Raw genomic sequence first — 23,203 nt, forward strand, 5'->3', positions numbered from 1 at the left:
CCCGACCGACCGCCGCAACCGCTCCGACCACAGTCCAACCCGAGCCCCAGCCGACAACCATCCCGGCCCGGCCTACCGCGGAAGCCGCTCCGACCACGACCCGACCGGTGTCTCAGCCGACGGCCACAGCGGTCTCCGCTCCGGTGCGCCGGGCCGCGGCCGGCGTTGTCTCGACGCGCCGTGCTGCCACGCCGGCCCGCCCATCGCCCGAACCCGCACCGGCGATCGCGCAGTCTGCCGCTCTGCCGGCATCGCCACCTGGCTGTCGATCGCCTGGACCTTCACCGCAGCCGGGTGACCAGTGTTCGCGCCCGAGTGACCGCCGTTCGCGCTTACGTTTCCAGGGCTCGAGTCCGCATCGTCACGCCCAGCAGCTCGCGTCCGCGCCTGCCCGGGTCAGCATCAGCGCCTTCGCCACCACTCCACGCCCAGCCGGCAACCCCCCGGACCTCGGCATCCGGCACCTCCACGCCCAGCACCGTGCCCGCCAAGGGCCGAGATCCGTGCGAGCAGGTCGCGACACCCGACCTGACCCTGTGTCAGGCCCGAGACCGACCCCGCGCGACCAGCCGACCCGAACCGTGCCGGCCTCGACCGTGGACCGCCGGGCGGGCCCGCACGCTGGGCACCAAACGGCGCGGTCCGGCTTAAGATCCGCATCGCAGGGTCGTAGCGCAGAGGTCGTCGCACCACCTTTACAAGGTGGGGAACGCCGGTTCGACTCCGGCCGGCCCTGCCTCCCGGCCGCGACTCACGCCTGTCCGCAGAGAGCGCCGCCCGTCCTCAACCGAGCGTGCCGTCACCCGAGCCCACCGCGTCCCTCACCGGGTCCACCGCGCCCGCTCCCCCTTTCACCGAGCCGAGCGCGGTCCTCGGCCCACCCAGCGGCGACCGCACACCCTCAAACAGATGCCACCCGGCCTGCGACGAGACAACGCTGCCCGCGCCGGGGACGACTCCACCTCGGCCGCACACCCCAAGCCGCGACCAGGCCAACGACCGGCTCGTGTCGTCGGCAGTCCGAGAGTCTCGGTCGCGGGTGGCGTCCGCTGACGTGCGCCGATCCCGGCCGTCGCTGCCCCAACCGTCGCGGTGCTGCGACGGTTGGGGCCTGGGAGGTTAGGGTGCGGCGGGTGGGCGTGGTTGTGCTGGTCGATGATTTGCGGTCGTTTGTCGACGGGCGGGTTGCCGTGGTGGCGCGGAGCAGTACGGCTGGGGTGGAGGTGTTGCGGCGGCTTCGGGGTGGGCGGATCGACGAGTTGTGGCTGGATCACGATCTCGGGGGTGAGGACACGGTGTGGCCTGTGATCGAGGTGTTGGAGGAGGCGGAGTTCGGTGGGGAGCCGTTCGACGTCGGTGTCGTCCTCATCCACTCCGCGAATCCGCCCGGCGTCGCCAAGATGCGGCAGGCGCTGCTCAGGTGGGAGTACGAGGTGCGGGTGGTCACCGGGACCCCCGACCTGGCGTACCTCGGCAGGATCCACCAGGCGGATGGGGAAGAAGGCGGTTAGGGCGGTGGCTCAGGGGTAGTCGGCCGGCCGGTACATGACCGGACGACAAACTGCACGGGGCAAGCGATGACGCTGAAGAAGACGCTGACCTACGCCGCCTGGGCGTTCCTCATCTATTTCATTGCCTTCCGGCCGCAGGCGGCGGCGAACGTCGCCAAAGGGCTTCTGGGGCTGATCGGTGCGCTCGGTAAAGGGTTCGGGGACTTCTTCGGGACCCTTGTCGCCTGACGGGAGCCGCTGCCGGGAGCCGCTTGGATAGGGTCGGTGGATGGCGTACCGGTTGCGGCAGCGGCTCGTGGACGACTTCGCGGAATGGGCGGGGGTGGACGACGCCGAGAAGGTGCGGGTCGGTGGGTTGTTGCGGGGGCGGACCGATCCGACGTTGTGGCGCAGCGGGGACCTCAACCAGTTGTTCATGCGGCAGGTCGCGGCGCGGGAAGAGGTTGAGCCCGGGCTGGCCGAGCATGGGCTCGACGACGTGCGCGGGTTCATCAGGTTTCTCGACGTCACGGACCGGATGCACCCGGGCAGTGCCAGGCCGGCCGCGCTGGTCAAGGAGCTGGACCGGCTCAAGGTGAAGTTCCCGGCGGCCATGACCGGCAAGCCCAGCACGGCGCCCGCGCCGCCGCGGGAGCCGGCGCGGATCCCGGTCGGGGAGGAAACGGCCCAGGTAGGGCGCAGTGCGTTGGTGCGGGACCTGGCCGCGCTGGCCGGTTGGGTCGGCGAGGAGGGCCGGCCGCGCGACGACCGCGGCGAGGTCCGCAAGGCCGACCGGCAGGGGCTACGGAGCGCGCTCGGGCTCAGGGACGGGACCGACCCGGTGCTGGCGGCGCTGTGGCTGGCGGCGGTCGAGTTCGACGTGATCAGGCTGCGCCGGACCAGGGTGACCGCCGGGCCGGGCGCCGGACTGGTCCGTGACGTCCTGGCCGGCACGGCGCCGGAGCGGGAGGCCCTCGACCTGTGGTCGGGGCTCGCCGACATGCTGATCCATCCGGTCACGCCGCTGCACTCGGAGAAGGGGGCCGAGCAGATCCGCGGCTGGCTCGACCCGTGGACGCCGCTGTTCCTCGAACTGCTGAGTGAGCAGGACGGGCCCGCCGAGCTGGACGGGCTCATCGACCGGCTGCTGCTCGAGCAGGCCGGGCGCCTGCCGGTCGGGGATCCTCGGCTCTTCGCCGGGCTCGCCGCCACCTCGGTCCGCAACATCCTCGCCACGCTCGCCCGGCACGGCGCCGTCGCGGTCGCCGGCTACACGTCCGACCCTGAGCGCGAGGCCGAGGCCGCCGCGTGGGGCACGACCGTGTGGGCGATGTGGCCGGAGCCCGGCAGCACGATCGAGCTGACCCCGCTCGGCCGGCACCTGGTGCGGCGCACGTAATCAAACACGTGATCAAGCCGCGATCCGAAACCAGCAAGCGGCGATCCGAAACCAGCAAGCGGCGATCCGAGAACGGCGAGCGCCGCTCCGAAACATCAAGCTGCGCCTCGAAACAGCGAGCGGCGGTCCGAAACCCGCAACGGCGCCGATACACTCGGCCGCGGCAGGGCCGTAGCGCAGAGGTTGTCGCGTCCGCCTCATAAGCGGGAAGGACGCCGGTTCGAATCCGGTCGGCACTGCCCTCGACGACATGGGGGCGCGGTGCGGGTGCCGGGGTGGATGATCGAGCGGGCCACCGCGCGGCGCCTGGCCGGCGACTGGCGCGGCGCCTGCGAGGCCGCCGGCGTCGACGTCGAGCTCGACCTTCCCGGCATCGAACGGCTGCACGGCTCGGCGACCGCCCGCGAGCTCGAGGACGATCTGCGCCATCTCGTGCCTGATCTGCTGCGGTGGTACGCGCCGCGGCGGCCCGACGACGGGTTGCTGCGCACGGGGTTGCGGCTGCCGCTGGCGCTGTTCCCCGACGCGCACGCGCTGGTCGTCCGGCCACCGGCCCGCCTCGACCGGCCGCAGCGGATCGCCCTGCGGTTCGAGCGGCTCGGCGCCGGTGCGACCGGCAAGCGCGACGATTCGCTGCTGCTGGTCCGCGATCGCTGGGATTCCAGGTGTACGAACGAGCTCCTCACCCGCTGCGGCGGCACCGACCGGTTGCCGTTCTTCGAGGCCGACGGCACGCGCAGGGAAGGCGCGGCGACACGCACCGAGCGGGCGATCCAGCTGGACGAGGACGGCAGGCACGCCGAGGCGTGGGCCGCGGCCGGCTTCGACCTCGAGGTGCTGCTGTTCGAGCCAGGCTGGAGCCGCGACCGCATCGACCCGGCGGCATTCGCTGGCCCCGAAGCCGAACCGGGAACCGAAGCCAGAGCCGGAGCCGAGACCGGAGCCAGAGCCGGAAACGGAGCCGGAGCCAGAAACGGAAGCGGCCAGGAGGAGAAGCGGCGCGAGGTCGTCGAGCGGTCGCTCACCTGGCTGCGGCCGGTCCACACCGCGCTCGCCGACGCGACCCGGCGCGTCGTCGCCCACATCGGGGACCTGCGCCGCGCCGCGCCCGTGGAGCGGATGGTGGACGAGACCAGGTGGACCGGCGGGACCAGGACCACGGTCCAGGTGCCGGGCCCGCGGGCCGAGCCGATGCCGCTGCACGTCGACGAGCGGGCCGGGCTCGTGCGGATCGACGTGCGCGGCCGCTGCATCGTGCTGGACCGGCTCGACACGCCGCGGCCGCGGGCCAGGCTGGTGGCGGGTGTGCCGTACGGCAAGGTCGACGAGGCCAGGCGGCGGGCCGAGGTCGCCGAGTTCGGCCTCGAGCTGGACCGGGTGCCGAGGATGCCGCACGCGCTGGCCCGCCGGCCGGAGGAGCTCACCGCCCTGATCCGTGGCGACGCCGGCCCAGACGAGCTGCATCCGCTGGTGCACCGGACGCTGTTCCCCGCCGGAACCACACCCGAAGCGAAACCAGTGACCGTGCGGGACCGGGTGAGGGTCCACTGCGGGGAGCGGATCCACGAGGTGGTCCTGCGCGACGGGGCCATCCACATCCAGGACACGCCCGCCGAGGTCCAGCGGGAGCGCGCGATCAGGGCCTTCGGCGGGGCGCCGAGCGGCTGTGTCGCCGCGGTCGACGGCTGGCGGGACCACACGGTGCGGATGCCCGGCCAGATGCGGGGTCTGCGCCGCGAGCTGATGCTGCTCGTCCAGCAGGGTGACGGTCCGGCGGTGACCGCCGCCCTGGACGCCGGGATCGATCCGCACGTCCGCGACGAGCGGGGCCGCACCCTGCTGCACCTGCTGCCGTGGCTCTTCGGGGCGGATCTCCTCGCCCGGCTGCTGGCCGCCGGCCTCGACGTGCACGCCCGCGACGACAACGGCGAGACGCCGCTGCACCCGGCCGTCGACTTCGGCACCCCCGGCCTGGTGCGGGGGCTGCTCGCCGCGGGCGCCGACCCGCAGGCCCGCTCGGAGCGCCCGTATTCGCGGGTCGCCATCTGGACCGGTCGCACCGACCTCGAGTTCCTGCGGGCGCTGAACCACTACCGGTGATCGGGCCCGGCCTTGGCCGTCCAGTGGGGATCACCGATCCCCTGATGGTTGACGCGTTGCGGAGGCTGCACTACCTTCGCGTCTACTGCAAGCCTCTTCCCGAATCGGATCCGCCCGTAGCCGATTCCGGGAGTCTTCTCCCATCAGGAGGCACGTGTGTCCACGCATCGTCGCGACGTCCTCAAGCTCATCGGCGCCGGCACGGCCGGCGCGCTCCTCCCCTTGTCCCTCGGCGCTCCCGCACACGCGGCCGGGTCGGTCGTGGTCCCGCTCGACGGGGCGTGGCGCTTCGCGACCGACCCGGGCAACACCGGCGAGGCGGCCGGCTGGGCCACGCCCGGCTTCAACGACTCCGGCTGGGCGACGCTGCAGATCCCCGGCAACTGGGACGTCCACGACGCCTGGGCCGGCTATCGCGGCTGGGGCTGGCACCGGCGCACCGTCGCGTCACCCGCGGTCACCGCGGGGCAGGTCGTCCGGCTGCGGTTCGAGGCCGTCTACTACCGGGCCAGGGTCTGGTTCAACGGCGTCTACCTGGGCGAGCACTCCGGTGGCTACACGCCGTTCGAGTTCGACGTGACCAGCCGTCTCGCCGCCACCAACACGATCGTCGTCGCGGCCAGCAACACGTATTCGATCGGCGCCTGGTGGCCGTGGGGCGGGATCAGCAGGTCGGTGTCGCTGACCGTCGACGCGCCCGTGCGGGTCGAGCGGCAGCACGTCATCGCCACCCCGGACCTGACCACCGGCGCCGGCACCGTGGTCAACTGGGTGACGCTGTCCAACGCGGGCGCCACCGCCAGGACCGTGACCGTGCGCAGCACGTATGCGTGGGGCACGCCCTCGACGACGGTCACCGTCCCGGCCCGGGGGACCGCGGAGGCGCGCCTGGACAGTGCCGTCCCCGCGGGCGGGTATGCGTTGTGGAGCTTGGACAGGCCCAGCCTGTACACCTGCGAAACCACCGTCGTCGAGGGCTCGACGGTGCTGCACGGCAAGACCGACCGCTTCGGATTCCGCAAGGTCGAGGTGCGCGGCACGGCGATCCACCTCAACGGCGAGCCGAGCCGGTTGAGCGGCTACAACCGCGTGGGCGACGACCGGGTCGCCGGCGCGACCGAGCCGACCTACCTGGTGCGCCGCGACCTCGACCGGATGAAGGCCGCGGGCGCCGGGCTGATGCGCATCCACCACGTGCCGCAGACGCCTGAGCTGCTCGACTACGCCGACGAGATCGGCATGCTGCTCATCGAGGAGATCCCCGTCTGGGGGTCCGGCGCCAACCTCGACCCCGCCAACGAGGTCACCCGGGCAGAGCTGCGCGACATGATCCGCCGCGACTACAACCACCCGTCGATCGTCGCCTGGTCGGTGGCCAACGAGATCCGCGGCACCAGCGCCGAGGGCATGACGTTCGTCCGCGAGATGATCGCCTACATCAAGTCCTCATTGGACAGCACCCGCTTGTGCACCTACGTGAGCAACACCTATGCCGGGGCGTCCACGCCGGCCGGGGAAGCGTTGCAGTACACCGACTTCGCGTGCCTCAACATGTACGGCGGCTTCGCCGGCAACGTCGACCACGTGCACGGCCTCTACCCGGACAAGCCGATCTTCGTGTCGGAATACAGCTCCGACAGCTTCACGTTCCCCACCAGCCGCGAGGACATCGACTTCCGCACCACCAGCGACGCCGCCGCGACCGCGTTCGTCAGCCGCCCGTGGGTGGTGGGCAGCTCGCACTGGACCTTCAACGACTACCGCAGCAGCTTCGGCGGCACGTCGCCCAACCAGGTCCGCGGCTGGGGCATCCAGAACGTGTGGGGCCAGCGCAAACGCGCGTATGCGCAGCTCCAGGCCACCAACAGTCTCGTTTCGGGGCTCGCCGTCGCCACTTCGGGCGGGCTGAGCCTGCTTTCCGTGTCCGCCGGCGCTTCCCGGATCCTGCGCGGGCACCGGCTCGCCTGGCAGGTCACGGACGCTTCGGGGGCGGTGCTGGACGGGCGGATCGTGCCGTTGCCCGACATCGCGCCCGGCTCCGGCGTTTTCCAGCGCGCGGTCCGGTGGACCGATCCGGGCACCGCCGTGCGGCAGCGGCTGTCGCTGCTCGCGCCCTCCGGGCACGAGGTCGCGGTGGCCACTTCGGACCTGCGGGTGCCGGCCGCGCCGGTGATCCGCTCGGTCGTCGCCGCCGACGGTGCCGTGCGTGTGGTCTTCGACCGGGTCGCCAACGCCGACGGATACCGGGTGCTCACCTCGACGGGTGTCACCAGCGCCGACACGATCAACGGGTTCGCCGACGTGACCGGGCTGGCCAACGGGGTCGCGGTGCAGGTGCGGGTGGTGGCCTTCAACGGCTCCGGGGTGTCCGCCGCCTCCACGCCGTCCTCCGTGACCCCTTCGGGGACGCTGGCCCTGCCGCCGCGGATCCAGGACGTGGTGCCGGTTTCCGGCGGGCTGGTGCTCGGCTTCATCGTCGCGCCGGGCGCGACCGACCATCAGGTCGAGGTGCTCGGCGGTCCGTCGTTCACCACGTCGTTGAAGGGCTCGGTCCGGATCGTGACCACCGGGACCTCGGTGCGGATCAAGGGCTCGAACACGGTGTGGAGCTCGTTCGCCACTCCTGCCGGTGGGTTCGCCGTGCTGGGCGTCCTCGCGGCCGACGACCGGCTCGCGGTGCGGATCGCCCCTGATCCTTTCGCGGAGCGGTACGAGGTGACCGCCACCGGCGGCGGGCGCACCGTGGTCCGGGTCGTGGAGTCCTCGGCCGTCGAGCTGCTGACCGTCACCGGGCTCGTCGCCGACGCCACGCATCAGGTGAGCGTGCGGTGCGGGACCGCGGCCGGCTGGTCCGCGCCTGTCGTCGTGTCCGCCCGGACCACCGTCGTGCTGCCCACCGGCGCACCGGCCACGCCGACCGGGCTGAGCAGCTCCACCAGCGGTGGCGTGACCACGCTGGTGTGGTCCGCGGTTCCCGGCGCCGCCGGGTATCTCGTCTCGGCCTCCGACTGCGGCAGCGTGCCCACGTCCGTCGTCGTCACCGGCACCTCGCTCGTGCTCGGCGCGCAGGGCGGCGTCGCCGGCGTCGCCTACCGGGTCACCGCCGTCGGCGAGGGCGGCACCAGCGCGGCGTCCGCCGGCTACGTCGTGCCCGGCACGCCCGGGCCGCGGCAGGTCACCGTCACGCCGCTGGACACCGCCGCCGACTGTGCCGGTTCCGTGCGGTACCGCGAGACCGGCACCTGGCTGGCGAGCAGCCTCGCCGGCGTGGACGGCACCCCGAGCCGCTACAGCAACACCGCCGGCTCCACCGCCACCTGGGCCCCGACCCTGCGCGCCGCCGGGACCTACCGGGTCGAGATCTGGGTCCCGCCGAACTCGAGCAGCGCCACCGCGGCGGCGTACCAGGTCACCCACGCCGGTGGCACGGCGTCCTTCACGGTGAACCAGGTCGCGGTCGGCGGCGCCTGGCACCCGCTCGGCACGTGGTCCTTCGCCCAGGGCACCGCCGGCAAGGTCGTCCTGACCGCCGGCACGACCTTCGCCCGGGCCAACGCGGTCCGCTTCACGCCCGCCTGAAAAATGCGCGTCGCTCGTCCTGCCGCGATGCCAGGATGACCCGATGCAATACACCATCAGACCGGTCGTCGATTCGGACTGGCCCTCGGCGAAGGAGCTGCGGCTCGCGGCCCTGCAGGACCCCGTCGCGTCGATAGCGTTCCTGGAGACCTACGACCAGGCCGCTTCGCAGCCCGACGAGTTCTGGCAGGGCCGCACCACGACCGCCGCCGAGGGCAGCACCGTCCACCAGTTCATCGGCGCTTCCCCATCCGGCCGCTGGCTCGGCACCGTCACCGTCCTCGTCGAGGCGCCCGGCTTCGAGGACTACTTCGGTGTGGTGGTGCCGGCCGCCCAGACCCACCTCGTCGGCGTCTACGTCCGCCCGGAGGCCCGCGGCACCGGCCTGGCCGCCGCCCTGTTCGACGCGGCCCTCGCCTGGTCCTGGTCCCTGCCGGCGCCGTCCCCGCAACGCGTCCGGCTCTACGTCCACGCCGACAACACCCGCGCCCAGTCCATGTACAAGAAGGCCGGCTTCACCCCCACCGGCACCACCGTCGAAGCCGCCGCCGGCACCGAGCACGAATACGCCATCTCGAGAGCGGACGCGACCGGCTGAGCGACGCGGGCGTCGGTCCGCCCCGGTGCGCCGCGAGGTCGAGTAGCCTGCTGGTGGCGCGGCAGGGCGCCGGCGGTCCGCGCGGAGGGCACAGCCCACCTGAGGAAGAGATTCGCTGCGCCGGTGTCGTCCCTCCTTTCCGGCCTGAGCTTGCGGGCGCCAGGCATTCGGACAAGGAGGCCATCGTGCCGATCCGCCGTCTTCCCGACCGGCCCAGTGTCGAGCATCTCCGGAATCAGGCCAGAGCGCTGCAGCGGGGCGAGGGTGCCGACCTCGTCAGGGAGTTCCACCCGAGCCCGCCCGAAGTCCTGCGGCGGTCCGACGCGTTGCTGGTGGTGGCCCGGTCGTATGGGTTTGCCAGCTGGCCCAGGCTGCGGGCGACCCTGGAGGTCATCGAGCGGTTCACGCGGTCGCCGCAGCACGAGAGCGACAGCGAGCTGCTGGTGCTCGCCTGTCTCACGTACAGCCGCGACAACCCGGAGCGGTGGGACCGGGCACGGGCGATGCTGGCCGCGCGGCCCGAGCTCGGCAGCCAGTCGGTCTTCGCGGCGGCGGCGGTCGGGGACGCCGCGGCGGTGCGGGGGTTGCTGGACCGGGATCCGGGGCTGGCGAGCCGGCAGGGTGGACCGCACCGGTGGGAGCCGCTGCTGTATCTCGCGTACTCGCGCATCGGCAGCAGGGCCGCGATCGAGACGGCGCGGTTGCTGCTGGAGCGCGGCGCCGACCCCAACGCGGGGTTTCTGTGGGACGGGCTGCCGTCGCCGTTCACGGTGCTGACGGGGGTCTTCGGCGGGGGTGAGGGTGGGCAGCCGCCGCACCCCGAGGCGCAGGCGCTGGCGGAGGTGCTGCTCGCGGCCGGTGCCGACGCGAACGACAGTCAGACGCTGTACAACCGCGGCCTCCAGAGCGGGGACGACGCATATCTCCGCCTGTTGCTGCGGCACGGCCTGGGGCGCGGCGACGGCGGGGTGTGGCACCGGCGGCTCGGACCGACCCATCCGACGCCCGCGCAGCTGCTGCAGGACGAGCTGATCAAGGCGGCTCGGCACAACGCGGTGGAGCGGGTCGGCCTCCTGCTCCGCCACGGCGCCGATCCTGAGGGCGTCGGCACCACGCACCCCATCTTCGAGGGGCTCAACGCGCGGCAGCTGTCCACCATGTACGGCCACACGGACCTGCTGCAGAGCGACGATCCAGTGCTGCGGTTCCTGGGCGAGTGCATGCGCGGCGAGGCCGTCAGCGACCCCGCGCTGGCCGGGACGGCGATCAGCAGGCGCCCGCACCACCTCGTCGCGGCCGCGAGCGACGGCCGGACGGCGGCGGTGCGGCTCATGGCGGACCTGGGGTTCCCGTTCAAGGGCACCGACGCGCTGCACGAGGCGGCGCACAACGGGCACCTCGAAACGGTGCGGGCGCTGGTCGGGCTCGGCGCGGATCCGGACCGCCGCGAGCCGCGGTTCAACGCCACGCCGCGCGGCTGGGCGGAGCACAACGGCAAGCGGGACGTGGCCGACTACCTGGCGACCGTGGAACGTTCTCGATAGGCGCGTGGTCGGGGCGCGGCAACTGTCGAAGCGCTTGACATGTCCCAGGGGCATCCACAGCATGGGAGCGCTTCCATCCATGCTCTCCGATTGGACCGCCATGCAGATCGGAATTCGCCGCGGCGCTGTGGCCGTCGCGGCGTTGCTGCTCACGACAGGACTCCCGGCGGTAGCGGCCGCGGATCCGGCACCCACCACCGTCACCGTGAACGCCCGGGCGGGACTCGCGACCGTCCCGGACACCGCGCTGGGCGTCAACGACGCGATCTGGGACGCCGAGCTCGGCACCACCGCGGTGTCCGACCTGCTCGGCGCCGCCGGGGCGCAGATGCTGCGATACCCGGGCGGCTCGTACGCCGACATCTACCACTGGCGCGACCACACCGCGCCCGGCGGCTACGTCGCCCCGAACACCGACTTCGACACGTTCATGGGCTCGGTGCGCCGGATCAACGCCCAGCCGATGATCATTGCGAACTACGGCACCGGTACCGCCGAGGAAGCCGCCGACTGGGTCCGCTACGCCAACGTGACCAAGGGCTACGGGGCGAAGTACTGGACGATCGGCAACGAGAACTACGGCAACGGCCACTACGGCACCGCGTGGGAGGCCGACAACCACGCCGACAAGAGCCCGCGCGCCTACGCGGAGGGCGTGGTCGCGTTCGCCGCCGCGATGAAGGCGGTCGACCCCACCATCAAGATCGGCGCGGTGCTCACCACCCCGGGCAACTGGCCGGACGGCCTGGTCGGCTCCGGCGACGCCGGCACGTGGAACCAGGTCGTGCTCTCCGTGGCCGGCCCGTCCATCGATTTCGTCGACCTGCACTGGTACCCGGGTGGCGGCTCCGCCGCGGAAGCCCTGACGAAGACCGACCAGATCGACGACATCATGTACCTGACGCGCCAGCAGATCGCCCGCCACGCGGGAGCCGGCGCGAGCCGCATCAAGGTCAGCTTCACCGAGCTGAACGTCGGCGTCGGCCAGAACACCCAGCCGGGCGCGCTGTTCCTCGCCGACGCGTACAGCAGCCTCCTGGACAACGGGGTCTTCACCGTCCAGTGGTGGAACGTGCACAACGGCATCGGCACCGTCTCCACCGTCGGTGGGCAGACCGACTACGGCGACTTCGGCATGCTGTCCAGCGGCGGCTGCCAGACCGGCGGCACGGTCTGCGAGCCGCCGCTGAACACGCCGTTCGCGCCGTATCACGCGTTGAGCGTCATGAAGTCCTTCATCAAGCCCGGCGACCAGCTCGTCCGCGCCGCCACCGGCGACCCCCTCGTCGCCGCGCACGCCGCCCGCCGCCCGAACGGTGACCTGGCTGTCCTGCTCATCAACAAGGACCCGGACAACGCCCGGCCGGTGGCGCTGCGGTACTCCGGCTACTCGCCCGCCGCGGGCGCGCCGACGGTGACCACGTTCACGAACGGTGCCGCCGCTCCTGTCAGCGGCACCGGTGGCACCTCGGCCGCGCAGACCCTGCCCCCGTATTCCTTGACGCTGCTGGTACTGCACCCGGCGGCCCCCGTGACCGGTGCCCCCGCGGCGCCCGGCCAGCCCACGACGACGGCCGTCGGCGCGACCACGGCGACCATCGCGTGGCCGGCCGCACCGACCGGCGCCGGCGCCAAATACGAGGTGTACCGCCAGAACGGCGCCATCAGCGAGCAGCTCGGCGAGACGCCCGGGACGTCGCTGCAGGTGTACAACCTGAACCCCGGCACCCGCTACACCGTCAACGTCATCACCCGCGACACCGCCGGCAAGGTCTCCTGGTCCTCGCCGCCGCTGACGTTCACCACGACGAGCCCGGCGACGAGCACCTGCGCCGTCCGCTTCACCGACGTCAACGACTGGGGCAACGGCTACGTCGGCAACATCGATATCACCAACACCGGCCCCAGCCCCATCAACGGCTGGACCCTCACCTTCACCTGGCCCACCCCCTGGCAGACCGTCTCCGGCAACTGGAACGGCAACTGGACCCAGACCGGCCGCGACGTGAAGATCACCAACATCGACACCAACGGCGCCCTCGCCGCCTCCGGCGGCACCACCAGCACCGGCTTCGTCGGCGCCTACAACGGCCCCAACGTCCTGCCGTCGGCCTTCCGCCTCAACGGCACCGTCTGCACGGTCGCCTGATCCTGCTTTTCCCGCACGTCTTTCCTGCATGTCTATTACTGCATGTCTTTCCTGCATGTCGCCGACCCGGTGGGCTGCCCTGCCTGCCGGGTCGGCGCGCGAGAACGACCCGGGACTTCTACTGCCGCGAGTGCTGGAGCAGATCCAGCCGCACGCCGAGCAGCCGCACAGGACGGTCGAGGGCGAACTTGGCCAGCACCGCGTGCGCCGTACGGGTGATCTCGTCGAGGTCGGTGGTCGGGCCGCCGCGCAGCTTCATGACCTTCACCGGGGTGCGGAAGGAGGGGAACCTGACCTTGACCGCCACGTGCGTGACCTGCCGGCCCTCGGCGGTGACCGCGGCGCCGAGGGCACGGGCCAGCGTCGTGAGGTGGGAGGAGAGCTCGTCGCGGTCGGTGACGTCCACCGTGAACGTCGTCTCGCGGCTGCGTGAGCGGGCGACCCAGGGTGTCGTGTCGACGGTGGTCTCACCGAGGCCACGGGCCGTCAGCGACAGCCATGCGCCGGAGCGCTCGCCGAGCTGCGGGACGAGCAGGGCGGGATCGGCGGCGGCCAGGTCGGCGACGGTGTGCAGGCCGAGCGCGGTGAGCCGCTTCGTGGTCTTCGGGCCGACGCCCCACAGCTCGCCGGCGGGCAGCGCGCCCATCTCGGCGAGCCACGTGCCGGCGGTCAGCTGGTGGATGCCGCCGGGCTTGGCGAAGCGGGCGGCGTGCTTGGCCGTGAGCTTGTTGTCGCCCACGCCGACCGCGCAGCTCAGGCCCGTCTCCTCGAGCACCTTCCGGCGTACGTCCGCGGCGAGCACCAGCGGCTCGTCGGTGTCGCTGCCGAGGAACGCCTCGTCCCAGCCGTACACCTGCAGCCGCACGGGAAAGCCTGCCAGTGTGGCCATGACGTGCTCGGACGCTGCCTTGTAGGCGGGCGGGTCGGACGGCAGGAACACGGCGGTGGGGCAGCGGCGCGCCGCGACCCGCAGCGGCATGCCGGACCGGACGCCGGCCGCTCTCGCCTCATAGGACGCGGTCGCGACCACCTGCCGCGGCCGGTCCGGGTCGCCGTCGCCGCCGACGACGACGGGCAGGCCGCGCAGCTCGGGCCGGCGCAGGACCTCGACCGCCGCGATGAACTGGTCGAGGTCGACGTGCAACACCCACCAGCTCACCCCATCAACGGTAATGGAGAATCGGGGCGTGCCTGGCCCTGATCTCGGTTCGCTGCGCGGCGACGGCGGCGTGTTGCACTGGCTGGACGGCGGGCGGCTGATGCGCCAGGACGCCGGTGACGTGACCCCGCCGGGCGTGCGCGTCGGGGGCGGCGCACACACGTACGGTGGCGGCGACCATCTCGTCACGGCCTCCGGCATTTGGTGCGCCACGCCCGAGGGCCTGTTCCGCGACGGGACGCTGGTCGCCGAGGGAGCGTTCGGCGACCTGGTCCTCGGCGACGGTGAGCTGCTCGCGGTCCGGGAGGACGGGTCCGGCGACGCGCTGGTCGCGGTCCCGCTGGCCGGCGGCGACGTCCGGGTGCTGGCGGAGGCGGCCGGGTTCTTCGGCGCGCCGCGGCCCACCGAAGGCATGCTGGCCTGGACCTGGTGGAGCGCGCGGGACATGCCGTGGGACGCGTGCGAGCTGTGGGTCGCCGCCTACGATCCCGGCGGCCAGATCGGCGACCCGATGCGGGTGGCGGGCGGCCCGGACGAGTCGGCGCTCGAGCCGCGCTGGGGTCCCGACGGGATGCTGTACTTCATGTCCGACCGGACCGGCTGGTGGAACCTGTACCGCCACGACGGCACGGCCATCGCCCCGCTGGACGCGGAGTGCGCGGCGACGCCGTGGGAGCTCGGGCACGCGTCCTACTGTTTCCTCGCCGACGGGCGCATTGCCATGATCGTGCGCGAGGGGCCGGGACACCGGCTGGTGGTCGCCGACGGGTCAGGGTCGGTCTCGCCGGTGCCGACGCCGTACACCTCGATCGAACCCTGCCTGGTGGCACTGGGCTCCTCGGTGGCGCTGATCGGATCGTCGCCGGAAGTGGAGCAGCGGGTCGCGATCGTCGATCTCGACGCCGCGCTTCCGGAGCAGTTCGTCGTGCAGGGCTCCGCGCAGTTGATGGTGCTGGTGTACCGGCCTTCGGACGCCGCCGCGGACCGTCCGGCGCCGCTGATCGTGCGCGTGGGAGCCGGACCGCGAACGGACCCGGGGTATTTCACCAGCCGCGGCTTCGCGGTCGCCGACCTCGACGCCTCGGGGCGCGAGTCCCGGCAGGCACTGCGTGCGGCCGACCACCGGGCCCTGGTCGCACAGCTGATCGCGGCCGGCCACGCGACCGCCGGCCAGGTGTTCGTCCAGTCCGCGGACATCGACCCCGCGACGGCGCCGCGCTTCCTCCGCCCGCTCGCCACCACCCCGTCGCAACCCTCGGACTTCGCGATCGTCGAAGTTGTCGTACCTCGTGGCTAGGCTCGGTTGCGTCGAGGTCGGGACCACGGGGAGGTGCCCTCATGACCGAGCCGGTCGTCGGTGGGTCCTTGGTCGTCGGTGGGTCCTTCGAGGATCTCGCCGGCTTCCTCGAGCGGCCGGTGCCGGGCGGGTTTCCGGTCGACGTGGTGCGGGAGTGCGTCTGCAGGTCGTGTGACGGGCGCCGGTTCGAGGTGCGGGTGATGGACACGGCGCAGGCGGTGCGGCGCACGTGCCTGGACTGCCGGCGGCACGACCTGATCGCCGACAGCGTCGAGTATTGGGACGACGACGAGGACGTGCAGTGCCGGTGCGCTTGCCCGTGCGGGGCCGAGGAGTTCGCGGGGGCCGTCGGCTATTCGCTGCACGAGGAGAGCGACGACGTCCGCTGGGTCGTGGTTGGCCTGCGGTGCCTGTCCTGCGGCCGGCTCGGCGTCTATGAGGAGTGGAAGATCGCCTGGGGCCCCAGCAACTACCTCCTGGACCTGGCATGAAACCCCTCGCGGCCAGTCATCTGCGTCACAATTCCCCACCGGCGTGGCGGGGAATCGGTGAGGGGTGGGCGGGGTTGTCGGCGATATGACGACGATCGGGTTCATCGGTAGTGGGTTCATCGGCGGGACGGTGGCGCGGCTGGCGGTCGCGGCAGGATATGACGTGGTGGTGAGCAACTCCCGCGGTCCTGAGACGCTGCAGGACCTGGTGGCCGAGCTCGGCCCGCGGGCCAGGGCGGCCACCTCACAGGAGGCGGCAGAGGCCGGGGACATCGTGGTGGTGAGCGTCCCGTTCAAGGCCTATCAGGCGGTGCCGGCCGCACCCCTGCGCGGCAAGGCCGTCATCGACACCAACAACTACTACCCGCAGCGGGACGGCACCTTCGCCGAGCTGGACGAGGCGACGACGACCAGCAGCGAGCTGCTGCAACACCACCTCGAAGGCGCGGGCGTGGTGAAGGTCTTCAACAACATCTTCTACAAGCACCTGGGCTCCCTCCCCCGCCCGGCGGGCGCCACCGACCGGTCCGCCCTGCCGGTAGCCGGCGACGACACGACGGCGAAGCGCGCGGTGATCGAGTTCCTGGACGCCATCGGCTATGACGCCGTGGACGTGGGCGCCCTGGCGGACGGGTGGCGCTATCAGCCGGACACCCCGGCGTATGGCCCTCCGTATGGCACGTTCGACGACCCGGCCGGCCACCCTGCCAGCGCCGACGTGGTGCGGGCCGCGGTCGAGAAGGCCGAGCGCTAGCGACAGACACCCGCGTGCGCCAGAGACAGCAACCCTCCGCCGGCCCAGCGAGGCGGCAGGCCAGCTGAGCGGGGCGGCTGGCTGAGCGGGGCGGCCGGCTGAGCGGGGCGGGCCGGCTGAGCGGGTCGGCGGGTCGGCGGGTCGAAGGTGGGTCTGAGAGTGCGTTGTGTTACCTCGATGTGATCTTTGCTGACTGTGTCAGTGAAGATCGCATCTGCGTCTATGTGTTTGTAAACCGGCGTACGAGTCTTCGCTGACCGATCTGCAGTGGGCGGTGCTGGAACCTCTTCTACCGCGTCGGGATCCGCGTCGTGGTGGACGGCCGCTGGTCTATGACCGGCGGTTGATCATCGACACGATCCTGTACGTCCTGCGTACCGGGACCGCGTGGCGGCATGTTCCTCATGATCTGGTGCCATGATCTGGTGCCGTGGGACGTCGCTTACCGCTGGTTTCGCTGCTGGAGCACCGACGGCATCTGGAATCGGGTCCACGATCAGCTGCGGGCTCTGGTGCGTGCCGCCGAAGGGCGTGACCCGCAGCCGTCGGCCGCGGTGCTGGACTCGCAGACCGCGCACAGTCACGAAGGTGGTGATGCCATCGGCTGGGACGCGGGCAAACGCACACGTGGCCGCAAACGGCACATCCTCGTCGACACCAGCGGGCTTCTCCTCAAGGCGGCCGTGCACGCCGCCTCGGTGCAGGAACGTGCCGGCGCCAAGCTCGTGCTCGCCGGTATCACCGCGACATTTCCGTTGCTGGGACTGGTCCGGGCCGACACCGGATACGTCAACCGCGTCGATCAGGGGCTCCTGGCCTGGGCACGGGAGCACGCCGGTGCCGAACCGCAGATCGTGCCGCGCAACGCCGACGTGAAAGGCTTCCAGGTGCTGCCCCGGCGGTGGGTGATGGAACGGACTTTCTCCTGGTGAGGACGGTACAGAAGGTTGGCCCGCGACGACGAGCGCAAACCCGCGCACGCTGAAGCGATGATCAAGGTGGCGATGATCCGGCTGATGGCTGCCCGTCTGGCCGGTGAGGACATCAAGCCGCAGGGTCCCATCGAGACCGAAGCAGCCCGACGCCTGAACGACGAACTCAACCAGAAGTAGCCCTCCAGTTACCCAACACTCTCTGAGGCAGGTGAGCGGCGAAGGTGCTGCGCGGGCGAGCGGCGGGGATGCGGAGCGTCGGAGCGCCCGGGTGCGCGTTGGCGAGCGGCCGGGCGTCAGCGATCAAGAGACCGGACAGCGACGCCGAGTTGGACGGGCTGCTTCGGCGCAATGAGGGCGACTGAGGTGGCAGGTTCCTGCTTGTTGTCGGCCAGCGACCGGTCCGCCTCCACGATGGCCAGCGCCAGCCGGCGCGCCTCGCTGCGACGGATCGCCTGTTCCCGCGTTTCGGTGCGGGCGTCGCGGCGACGAGCTATCACGGTCAGTCGCGGCCCGCTCATCGCGTCAGGCAGCAGTTCCCGGTCCGCGTCAGACCCGGTCAGCAGCAACGCCCGGAGCCGGTTGACCTGACGGGTCTTGGTCGTGACCATCTTCTTGCCGGGCGCTGAGCAGGGTCCGCAGCGCCTCGCGTTCGCCATCGCAGCGTGGCACCGGCAACTTCTCTACCGGCAACTGCAGGGTGCGCAGCACCGCCAGATGCGCATCCAGCGCATCGCTCTTGCCCTGACGGCGCGCCGACCGGCTCGGTCGTTCGCAGCGAAGCCCTCCGCATCGTTCGTGATCTGCAACGTCGCCAACGGCACCACCACCGACGACGCCATCTCCAACGTGTGCGTGTCCAGGTGCGTGTCACCACCAACGAACCCCTCTCGCCAGAGAACCGGAAACGCTCCTGGCGGGTGGCACCGAACGGTACATCTGTGACGGGTCACGCGACGCGTCTCGGACAGGCTTCTGATCAGGCCAGTCGGTGCGCCAGGTCGGCGCCGACACCGGGACGACAGGTCCTTCGAAAGGCACACCCACAGGCGGCCAGATCAAGCGAGAGCCAATCCCACGCATCGGCACCGATCATGGCAACAGCCCCACCGGGACCGCCGACCAGTCGCGTCGGCGCAGAGCGCCGCGACGCCGAACACTCTGGCGCTGAGTGCCTGCCGCGGAGTGGAGCACCAGTTGCCAAGCAGAGCACGGCGGAGCCGCGTGGCGGGTGAGGGGGTAGAGGGGCGGGTTACGGTGGAGCGATGGACACGCTGGGGCGGTTGGGTGAGGAGTACTTCCGGCTGCACTTCGATGCCGATCCGTTGCTGGCCACCGTGTTCGGGGTGGAGGGGCGGGACGCTGAGGTGCCTGACCCGAGCAGGGAAGCGGCGCACGCGCAGCGGGGCAGGCTGGCGCGGGTCGAGGCGGAGCTGGGCACCGTCGCGCGGGAAGGGCTCAGCACGCAGGAGAAGATCAGTCATACGATCCTGAGCCGGCTGCTGCGGGACGAGCAGCGGATTCTGCACGACGGGATCAGTGAAGTGGCGGTGACCGCGAGCATCGCCGGGCCGCTCGCGCAGGTCGTGTCGGCGGTGCCGATGACCAGGGACGCGGCGTATGTCGCCCGGCTCGGGAAGCTGGCCGGGTATTTCGACGGGCACGCCGAGCGGTACGGGCAGGCGGCGGCGGACGGACGGTTCCCGACCGCGCTCGGGGTCCGGCAGGCGATCGCGCAGGTCGACGGGTATCTGAGCACGCCCGTGGAGCGGGACCCGCTGCTGCGGCAGGCGCCAGAAACAGCCGACCTCGTCAAGGAAGAGGTCCGGCCGGCGCTGGTCCGGTTCAGGACGGTGCTCGCCGAGCAGCTCCTGCCCGTCGCCCGGGGTGACGGTGAGGTCGGGCTGTGTCACGTGCCCGGTGGGCCGGAGGCTTATCGCACGCTGATCGGGGCGTACACCACGACGGCGCTCGGGGCGGAGGAGATTCATCAGATCGGGCTGGACCTGGTGGCCGGGTTGCGGGAGGAGTTCGCCGACCGGGGCGGGCGGGCGCTGGGCGCCAAAAGCGCCGAGGAGACGATCACCCGGCTGCGGGGCGACAAGGAGCTGCGGTTCACCGCGAAAGAGGAGATCGTCGACGCGGTGACGCAGGCGCTGCGGCGGGCCGAGGAGGCGGTGCCCGACTGGTTCGGGGGCTACAGCATCGCGCCGTGCGTCGTGAAGGAGATGGACCCGGCCGAGGCGGAGAACTCGGTGCTCGGGTATTACGTCGCGCCGGCGGCCGACGGGTAGCGGCCGGGGGCGCACGTGGTCAACACGTTCCGGCCTGAGTCGCGGGCCAGGTTCGAGTACGAGGTGCTCGCGTTCCACGAGAGTGTGCCGGGGCATCACCTGCAGATCGCGGTCGCCCAGTCGCGGGACGATCTGCCGCGCTTCCGGCGGTTCACGTACTTCGACGCGCACGGCGAGGGCTGGGGCCTGTACACGGAGCGGCTCACCGACGAGATGGGCCTCTACACGTCGGAGCTGAGCCGGCTCGGGATGGTGTCGTTCGACGCGTGGCGGGCGTGCCGGCTGGTCGTGGACACCGGGATGCACCACTTCGGCTGGTCGCGGGAGCAGGCCATCTCGTACATGCGGGAGAACACGGCGTTGACGGAGACCAACATCGCCAACGAGGTGGACCGCTACATCGCGATGCCGGGGCAGGCGCTCGCGTACATGCTGGGCAGGCTGCGGATCCAGCAGCTGCGGGAGCGGGAGCGGGCGGCGCTGGGGCCGGCGTTCGACATCCGCGCGTTCCACCACGAGGTCCTCGCGCACGGGCCGCTGCCGCTGGACACGCTCGAGGAGCTCGTGGCGGCCAGATGGTAACTTTCACGCCGAAAACATTTCGGTCCGCGTAAACCCGGGCGCGGCACATCGGAGCATTGACAGACGTCAACCCTGACGCCACGTTGTCGAAAAGGATTTCGGCAACGGAAGGAATCAGGTCCATGCTCCGAAGAATCGTCGTGCCCCTCGCCGCCCTCGCGATGCTCGCCGGGGGCGCCACGGTCGCCGAGGCCGCGCCCGGGCAGAGCGACAACCTCGCCCGCACGGCTACTGCGACCGCGTCGTACACCTCGCCGTGGGAAAGCGTCGCCGCGGTCAACGACGGCATCGACCCCGCCACTTCCAACGACACCGTGAACCGCCGGTGGGGCACATGGCCGAACACCGGCGAACAATGGGTCCTGCTGACCTGGTCCGCCGCGCAGTCGCTCAGGTCCGCCGATGTCTATTTCTTCGACGACAACGGCGGCGTCCGTACGCCGAGTGCGTGGCGACTGCAGTCGTGGAACGGTTCGTCCTATGTGGACGTCTCAGGGGCGACCGGCTATCCCACGGCCGTCAACCAGTACAACGCCGTCAATTTCTCCGCCGTCAGCACCACCAGGCTGCGGCTCGTCCTGCAGAGCGGCGCGGCCTCGGTCGGGGTGCTGGAGCTGCGGGCGTACACCACGGCGATCGGCCAGAGCAGCGGCGGCTGGAATCCGCCGGCCGGCCTGGTCACCCCGCTCAACCAGGTCTGGCAGCACGTCGAGCAGACGTATCCGAACCTGTACGGATTCCGGAACTACGGCTGGGACCAGGTGTTCGCCAACCGGGGCAGCATCAACTACTGCGTCCGCTGGGACTCCAGCGCACCGGTGAGCGCGGCGCTGCGCGACCAGATCCACGCGTCGCTCGCGCGGCAGTTCAAGAAATGGATGGACGTGATGGCCGGGCACAACGGCTGGCCCTACCAGAATGTGCCGCTGAAGGTCGTCGGCTGGGCCGTCCGCGACCGGGCGACGCTGCAGTGGAGCGACAACTCGGTCGACGTCTACGTCAACAACATCCGCGAGAACGCGCCGCAGTGCTCGGAGCCGTGCGGCCGGTTCTTCAACGTGAGCGGCAACTACCCGAACTGCCCGGGCGGCGCCTCGCACCATTACGACATGTCACTGTGGCTGACCGCGGGAATGAACGGCGGCGCCGGTGGCGACTGGGGTCAGCGGGTCGGCAGCGAGTACTTCGTCGGCGCCGTCAACAACGACAACATCCACATTCTGCTGCACGAGATCGGTCATAGTTTCGGTCTCGACGACTTCTACGACTGGACGCCCACCGGCGTCGGCGGCTTCCTCATGAAGGCGGGCTCCGCGACGTCGATCACCGAGTTCGACGCGTGGATGCTGCGCGACTGGTGGCGCCACCTGAAGTCCAGATACGGCTACTGAAGGGTGCGGTAGACCAGCGACCACACGCCGGCGCCCGAGGGGGCCCGGCCGGCGGTCAGGATCAGCAGCGTCGCGGTGGCGGCGACGGCAACAGCGACAACCCCCACGGCCACCGCGAAAAGACGGGACATGCGGCGCACGGTAGGGCCGGCCGGAGACGGCGGGCAACGCCGCGGCGCCGCATGGCCCGCGCACCAGCGGAGGCCCGGGAAAGTTTCAGATCCCGCGGAGCTTGTCGGGGTTGGCAACGTTGTAGATGCCGGCGATGAGCCCCTGCTCGTCGAGGTCGAGCGTCAGGGTGCCGATGACCCGACCGGCGCCGCGGAACACGATCCCGGGCCCGCCGTTGAGCTCGACGAGCTCCACGGTCATGTCGGCGAGCTCGACCCCCTGGTACGGCTGCCGGCCCAGCGTCGCGAACCACGCGGCGACCCGCGCCGCGCCGGTGACGGGGCGGGTCGCCTGCCGGACCTTGCCGCCGCCGTCGGTCCACACGGTGACGCCCGGCGCGAGCAGCTGCATCAGGGTGTTGATGTCGCCGCCGGTGGCCGCGGCGAAGAACCGCTCGGTGACCTCGCGCCGCTGCGCGGACCCGGCGTGAAATCTGGGCCGGCGGGCCCGCACATGCTCGCGGGCACGGTGCCCGGCCTGCCTGACGGCGTCCTCGGAGCGTTCGACGGCGGTGGCGATCTCCGCGTGGGTGAAGCCGAACGCCTCCTTGAGCACGAACACGGCGCGCTCGAGGGGGCTCAGCGTCTCCAGCACCACCAGCAGCGCCATCGACACCGAATCGGCGTCCTCCTCCGCGGTGGTGACGATCGGCTCGGGCAGCCACGGCCCGACGTAGACCTCCCGGCGGGACCGGGCCGCCCGTAGCCGGTCCATGGCCACGTTCGTCAGGATTCGGATGATGTACGACCGTGCGTCGACCACCTCGGACCGGTCTGCCGAGGACCACTTCACCCACGCGTCCTGCACCGCGTCCTCGGCGTCGGTCGCGCTGCCGAGGATCCGGTACGCCACGGAGAACAGCAGGCGCCGGTGCTCGAAGAACACGTCGGTCGTCATGATCATTACAGTGCCAGGGCGACCGCGACCGGTGCCATGTACATGAGCGGAAACACGACGTGCGAGTACGACCTGGCGCGCAGCACGGTGATGACGGCGCCCGTGAAATAGAGCACGAGGCCGATCCCGGCGGCGACACCGATCGCGGGGACGACCAGTCCGGCGAGCAGACCCAGTACACCGGCAGCCTTGGCGGCACCGAGCCACGGCCACCACGAGGTCGGGACGCCATAGGCCGCGAGCGGCTCGACGACCCACCTGGCCCGCATGAAGACGGAAACGGCCGAAAACCCGACCCAGAGCGCCGCGGCGATGGTGATCACGATGTTCATGACCGCAGGACGGATGCCGGCGCGCCGAATGTGACATGCGAGTG

At 71.4% G+C, this 23,203-nt stretch carries 22 protein-coding genes, 2 tRNA genes and 1 pseudogene; 20 read left to right on the forward strand and 5 right to left on the reverse strand.

Features of this window, described 5'->3' with window-relative positions:
• The 11 genes from ACZ6TV_RS10890 to ACZ6TV_RS10940 form a co-directional block, all read left to right on the forward strand.
• Positions 1-298 (forward strand): hypothetical protein (locus tag ACZ6TV_RS10890; RefSeq protein WP_465296950.1); only part of this gene is annotated, 298 nt, incomplete at its 5' end.
• Positions 299-663: 365 nt separating this feature from the next.
• A tRNA-Val gene (locus ACZ6TV_RS10895) sits at positions 664-736 on the forward strand.
• A gap of 403 nt (positions 737-1,139) precedes the next feature.
• Positions 1,140-1,511, forward strand: coding sequence for a cyclic-phosphate processing receiver domain-containing protein (locus ACZ6TV_RS10900; RefSeq protein WP_465297014.1), 372 nt, complete (start codon positions 1,140-1,142; stop codon positions 1,509-1,511).
• Positions 1,512-1,577: 66 nt separating this feature from the next.
• On the forward strand, positions 1,578-1,739 hold the full coding sequence (locus ACZ6TV_RS10905; RefSeq protein ID WP_465296951.1) for a hypothetical protein: 162 nt from the start codon (positions 1,578-1,580) through the stop codon (positions 1,737-1,739).
• A 40-nt stretch (positions 1,740-1,779) separates the two neighbouring features.
• The gene (locus ACZ6TV_RS10910) at positions 1,780-2,889 is read left to right on the forward strand and encodes a hypothetical protein (protein WP_465296952.1); all 1,110 of its coding nucleotides are present in this window, start codon (positions 1,780-1,782) and stop codon (positions 2,887-2,889) included.
• 165 nt (positions 2,890-3,054) lie between these two features.
• Positions 3,055-3,128, forward strand: a tRNA-Met gene (locus ACZ6TV_RS10915).
• Between the two features lie 40 nt (positions 3,129-3,168).
• Positions 3,169-4,989 carry an ankyrin repeat domain-containing protein gene (locus ACZ6TV_RS10920; protein ID WP_465296953.1) on the forward strand — a complete coding sequence of 607 codons (1,821 nt, stop codon included), beginning with the start codon at positions 3,169-3,171 and terminating at the stop codon, positions 4,987-4,989.
• Between the two features lie 156 nt (positions 4,990-5,145).
• Positions 5,146-8,568: a glycoside hydrolase family 2 TIM barrel-domain containing protein gene (locus tag ACZ6TV_RS10925; RefSeq protein WP_465296954.1), complete on the forward strand. Its 3,423-nt coding sequence runs from the start codon at positions 5,146-5,148 to the stop codon at positions 8,566-8,568.
• 43 nt (positions 8,569-8,611) lie between these two features.
• Positions 8,612-9,166: a GNAT family N-acetyltransferase gene (locus ACZ6TV_RS10930; RefSeq protein ID WP_465296955.1), complete on the forward strand. Its 555-nt coding sequence runs from the start codon at positions 8,612-8,614 to the stop codon at positions 9,164-9,166.
• 185 nt (positions 9,167-9,351) lie between these two features.
• Positions 9,352-10,710, forward strand: coding sequence for an ankyrin repeat domain-containing protein (locus ACZ6TV_RS10935; RefSeq protein ID WP_465296956.1), 1,359 nt, complete (start codon positions 9,352-9,354; stop codon positions 10,708-10,710).
• A gap of 100 nt (positions 10,711-10,810) precedes the next feature.
• Complete coding sequence (locus ACZ6TV_RS10940) at positions 10,811-12,859, forward strand: cellulose binding domain-containing protein (protein WP_465296957.1); 2,049 nt, start codon at positions 10,811-10,813, stop codon at positions 12,857-12,859.
• Positions 12,860-12,977: 118 nt separating this feature from the next.
• Here ACZ6TV_RS10940 and ACZ6TV_RS10945 read toward each other — a convergent pair whose 3' ends face one another.
• Positions 12,978-14,018 (reverse strand): DNA polymerase IV, encoded by a 1,041-nt coding sequence (locus ACZ6TV_RS10945; RefSeq protein WP_465296958.1) that lies wholly within the window; start codon positions 14,016-14,018, stop codon positions 12,978-12,980.
• Positions 14,019-14,046: 28 nt separating this feature from the next.
• On the opposite strand from ACZ6TV_RS10945, the gene ACZ6TV_RS10950 reads away from it, so the two are divergent.
• The 6 genes from ACZ6TV_RS10950 to ACZ6TV_RS10975 all read left to right on the forward strand — a co-directional run bounded on the left by ACZ6TV_RS10950 (position 14,047) and on the right by ACZ6TV_RS10975 (position 17,672).
• Positions 14,047-15,315, forward strand: a complete 1,269-nt coding sequence (locus tag ACZ6TV_RS10950) for a TolB family protein (RefSeq protein WP_465296959.1) — start codon at positions 14,047-14,049, stop codon at positions 15,313-15,315.
• Between the two features lie 41 nt (positions 15,316-15,356).
• A complete protein-coding gene (locus ACZ6TV_RS10955) occupies positions 15,357-15,806 on the forward strand; it encodes a hypothetical protein (RefSeq protein WP_465296960.1) in 450 nt (149 codons plus the stop codon).
• Positions 15,807-15,891: 85 nt separating this feature from the next.
• Positions 15,892-16,560, forward strand: coding sequence for an NADPH-dependent F420 reductase (locus ACZ6TV_RS10960; protein WP_465296961.1), 669 nt, complete (start codon positions 15,892-15,894; stop codon positions 16,558-16,560).
• Between the two features lie 274 nt (positions 16,561-16,834).
• Complete coding sequence (locus ACZ6TV_RS10965) at positions 16,835-16,981, forward strand: transposase (RefSeq protein ID WP_465296962.1); 147 nt, start codon at positions 16,835-16,837, stop codon at positions 16,979-16,981.
• On the forward strand, positions 16,956-17,492 hold the full coding sequence (locus tag ACZ6TV_RS10970; RefSeq protein WP_465296963.1) for a transposase: 537 nt from the start codon (positions 16,956-16,958) through the stop codon (positions 17,490-17,492). Before ACZ6TV_RS10965 ends, ACZ6TV_RS10970 begins: the two co-directional genes overlap by 26 nt.
• Positions 17,493-17,507: 15 nt before the next feature.
• Complete coding sequence (locus ACZ6TV_RS10975; protein ID WP_465296964.1) at positions 17,508-17,672, forward strand: hypothetical protein; 165 nt, start codon at positions 17,508-17,510, stop codon at positions 17,670-17,672.
• Between the two features lie 116 nt (positions 17,673-17,788).
• On the opposite strand, the gene ACZ6TV_RS10980 is transcribed toward ACZ6TV_RS10975, so the two are convergent.
• Positions 17,789-18,103, reverse strand: a complete 315-nt coding sequence (locus ACZ6TV_RS10980; protein ID WP_465296965.1) for a hypothetical protein — start codon at positions 18,101-18,103, stop codon at positions 17,789-17,791.
• Here ACZ6TV_RS10980 and ACZ6TV_RS10985 point away from each other — a divergent pair.
• The 3 genes and pseudogenes from ACZ6TV_RS10985 (at position 18,096) to ACZ6TV_RS10995 (ending at position 21,759) form a co-directional block, all read left to right on the forward strand.
• Positions 18,096-18,437, forward strand: a complete 342-nt coding sequence (locus ACZ6TV_RS10985; RefSeq protein ID WP_465296966.1) for a hypothetical protein — start codon at positions 18,096-18,098, stop codon at positions 18,435-18,437. The genes ACZ6TV_RS10980 and ACZ6TV_RS10985 overlap by 8 nt on opposite strands.
• Before the next feature lie 320 nt (positions 18,438-18,757).
• Positions 18,758-20,368, forward strand: a pseudogene (locus tag ACZ6TV_RS10990) (DUF885 domain-containing protein).
• Between the two features lie 122 nt (positions 20,369-20,490).
• Positions 20,491-21,759, forward strand: a complete 1,269-nt coding sequence (locus tag ACZ6TV_RS10995) for a cellulose-binding protein (protein WP_465296967.1) — start codon at positions 20,491-20,493, stop codon at positions 21,757-21,759.
• Here ACZ6TV_RS10995 and ACZ6TV_RS11000 read toward each other — a convergent pair.
• From ACZ6TV_RS11000 to ACZ6TV_RS11010, 3 genes are all read right to left on the reverse strand, one after another.
• Positions 21,753-21,890 (reverse strand): hypothetical protein, encoded by a 138-nt coding sequence (locus ACZ6TV_RS11000; RefSeq protein ID WP_465296968.1) that lies wholly within the window; start codon positions 21,888-21,890, stop codon positions 21,753-21,755. The two genes, ACZ6TV_RS10995 and ACZ6TV_RS11000, sit on opposite strands and share 7 nt — an antisense overlap.
• 85 nt (positions 21,891-21,975) lie before the next feature.
• Complete coding sequence (sigJ, locus tag ACZ6TV_RS11005) at positions 21,976-22,827, reverse strand: RNA polymerase sigma factor SigJ (protein WP_465296969.1); 852 nt, start codon at positions 22,825-22,827, stop codon at positions 21,976-21,978.
• A 5-nt stretch (positions 22,828-22,832) separates the two neighbouring features.
• Positions 22,833-23,159 (reverse strand): DoxX family protein, encoded by a 327-nt coding sequence (locus ACZ6TV_RS11010; protein ID WP_465296970.1) that lies wholly within the window; start codon positions 23,157-23,159, stop codon positions 22,833-22,835.
• Positions 23,160-23,203: the final 44 nt, after the last annotated feature.

Source organism: Dactylosporangium sp. NPDC051087 (genome assembly GCF_055586325.1).

Bases quoted from the DNA above. Each gene is read 5' to 3' on its own strand.
- ACZ6TV_RS10930 (WP_465296955.1), top strand. From the start codon at position 8,612: ATGCAATACACCATCAGACCGGTCGTCGATTCGGACTGGCCCTCGGCG.
- ACZ6TV_RS10955 (WP_465296960.1), top strand. From the start codon at position 15,357: ATGACCGAGCCGGTCGTCGGTGGGTCCTTGGTCGTCGGTGGGTCCTTC.
- ACZ6TV_RS10920 (WP_465296953.1), top strand. From the start codon at position 3,169: ATGATCGAGCGGGCCACCGCGCGGCGCCTGGCCGGCGACTGGCGCGGC.
- ACZ6TV_RS10905 (WP_465296951.1), top strand. From the start codon at position 1,578: ATGACGCTGAAGAAGACGCTGACCTACGCCGCCTGGGCGTTCCTCATC.
- ACZ6TV_RS10960 (WP_465296961.1), top strand. From the start codon at position 15,892: ATGACGACGATCGGGTTCATCGGTAGTGGGTTCATCGGCGGGACGGTG.
- ACZ6TV_RS10970 (WP_465296963.1), top strand. From the start codon at position 16,956: ATGTTCCTCATGATCTGGTGCCATGATCTGGTGCCGTGGGACGTCGCT.
- ACZ6TV_RS11010 (WP_465296970.1), bottom strand. From the start codon at position 23,159: ATGAACATCGTGATCACCATCGCCGCGGCGCTCTGGGTCGGGTTTTCG.
- ACZ6TV_RS10995 (WP_465296967.1), top strand. From the start codon at position 20,491: ATGCTCCGAAGAATCGTCGTGCCCCTCGCCGCCCTCGCGATGCTCGCC.
- ACZ6TV_RS10980 (WP_465296965.1), bottom strand. From the start codon at position 18,103: ATGGTCACGACCAAGACCCGTCAGGTCAACCGGCTCCGGGCGTTGCTG.
- ACZ6TV_RS10940 (WP_465296957.1), top strand. From the start codon at position 10,811: ATGCAGATCGGAATTCGCCGCGGCGCTGTGGCCGTCGCGGCGTTGCTG.
- sigJ (WP_465296969.1), bottom strand. From the start codon at position 22,827: ATGACGACCGACGTGTTCTTCGAGCACCGGCGCCTGCTGTTCTCCGTG.
- ACZ6TV_RS11000 (WP_465296968.1), bottom strand. From the start codon at position 21,890: ATGTCCCGTCTTTTCGCGGTGGCCGTGGGGGTTGTCGCTGTTGCCGTC.
- ACZ6TV_RS10910 (WP_465296952.1), top strand. From the start codon at position 1,780: ATGGCGTACCGGTTGCGGCAGCGGCTCGTGGACGACTTCGCGGAATGG.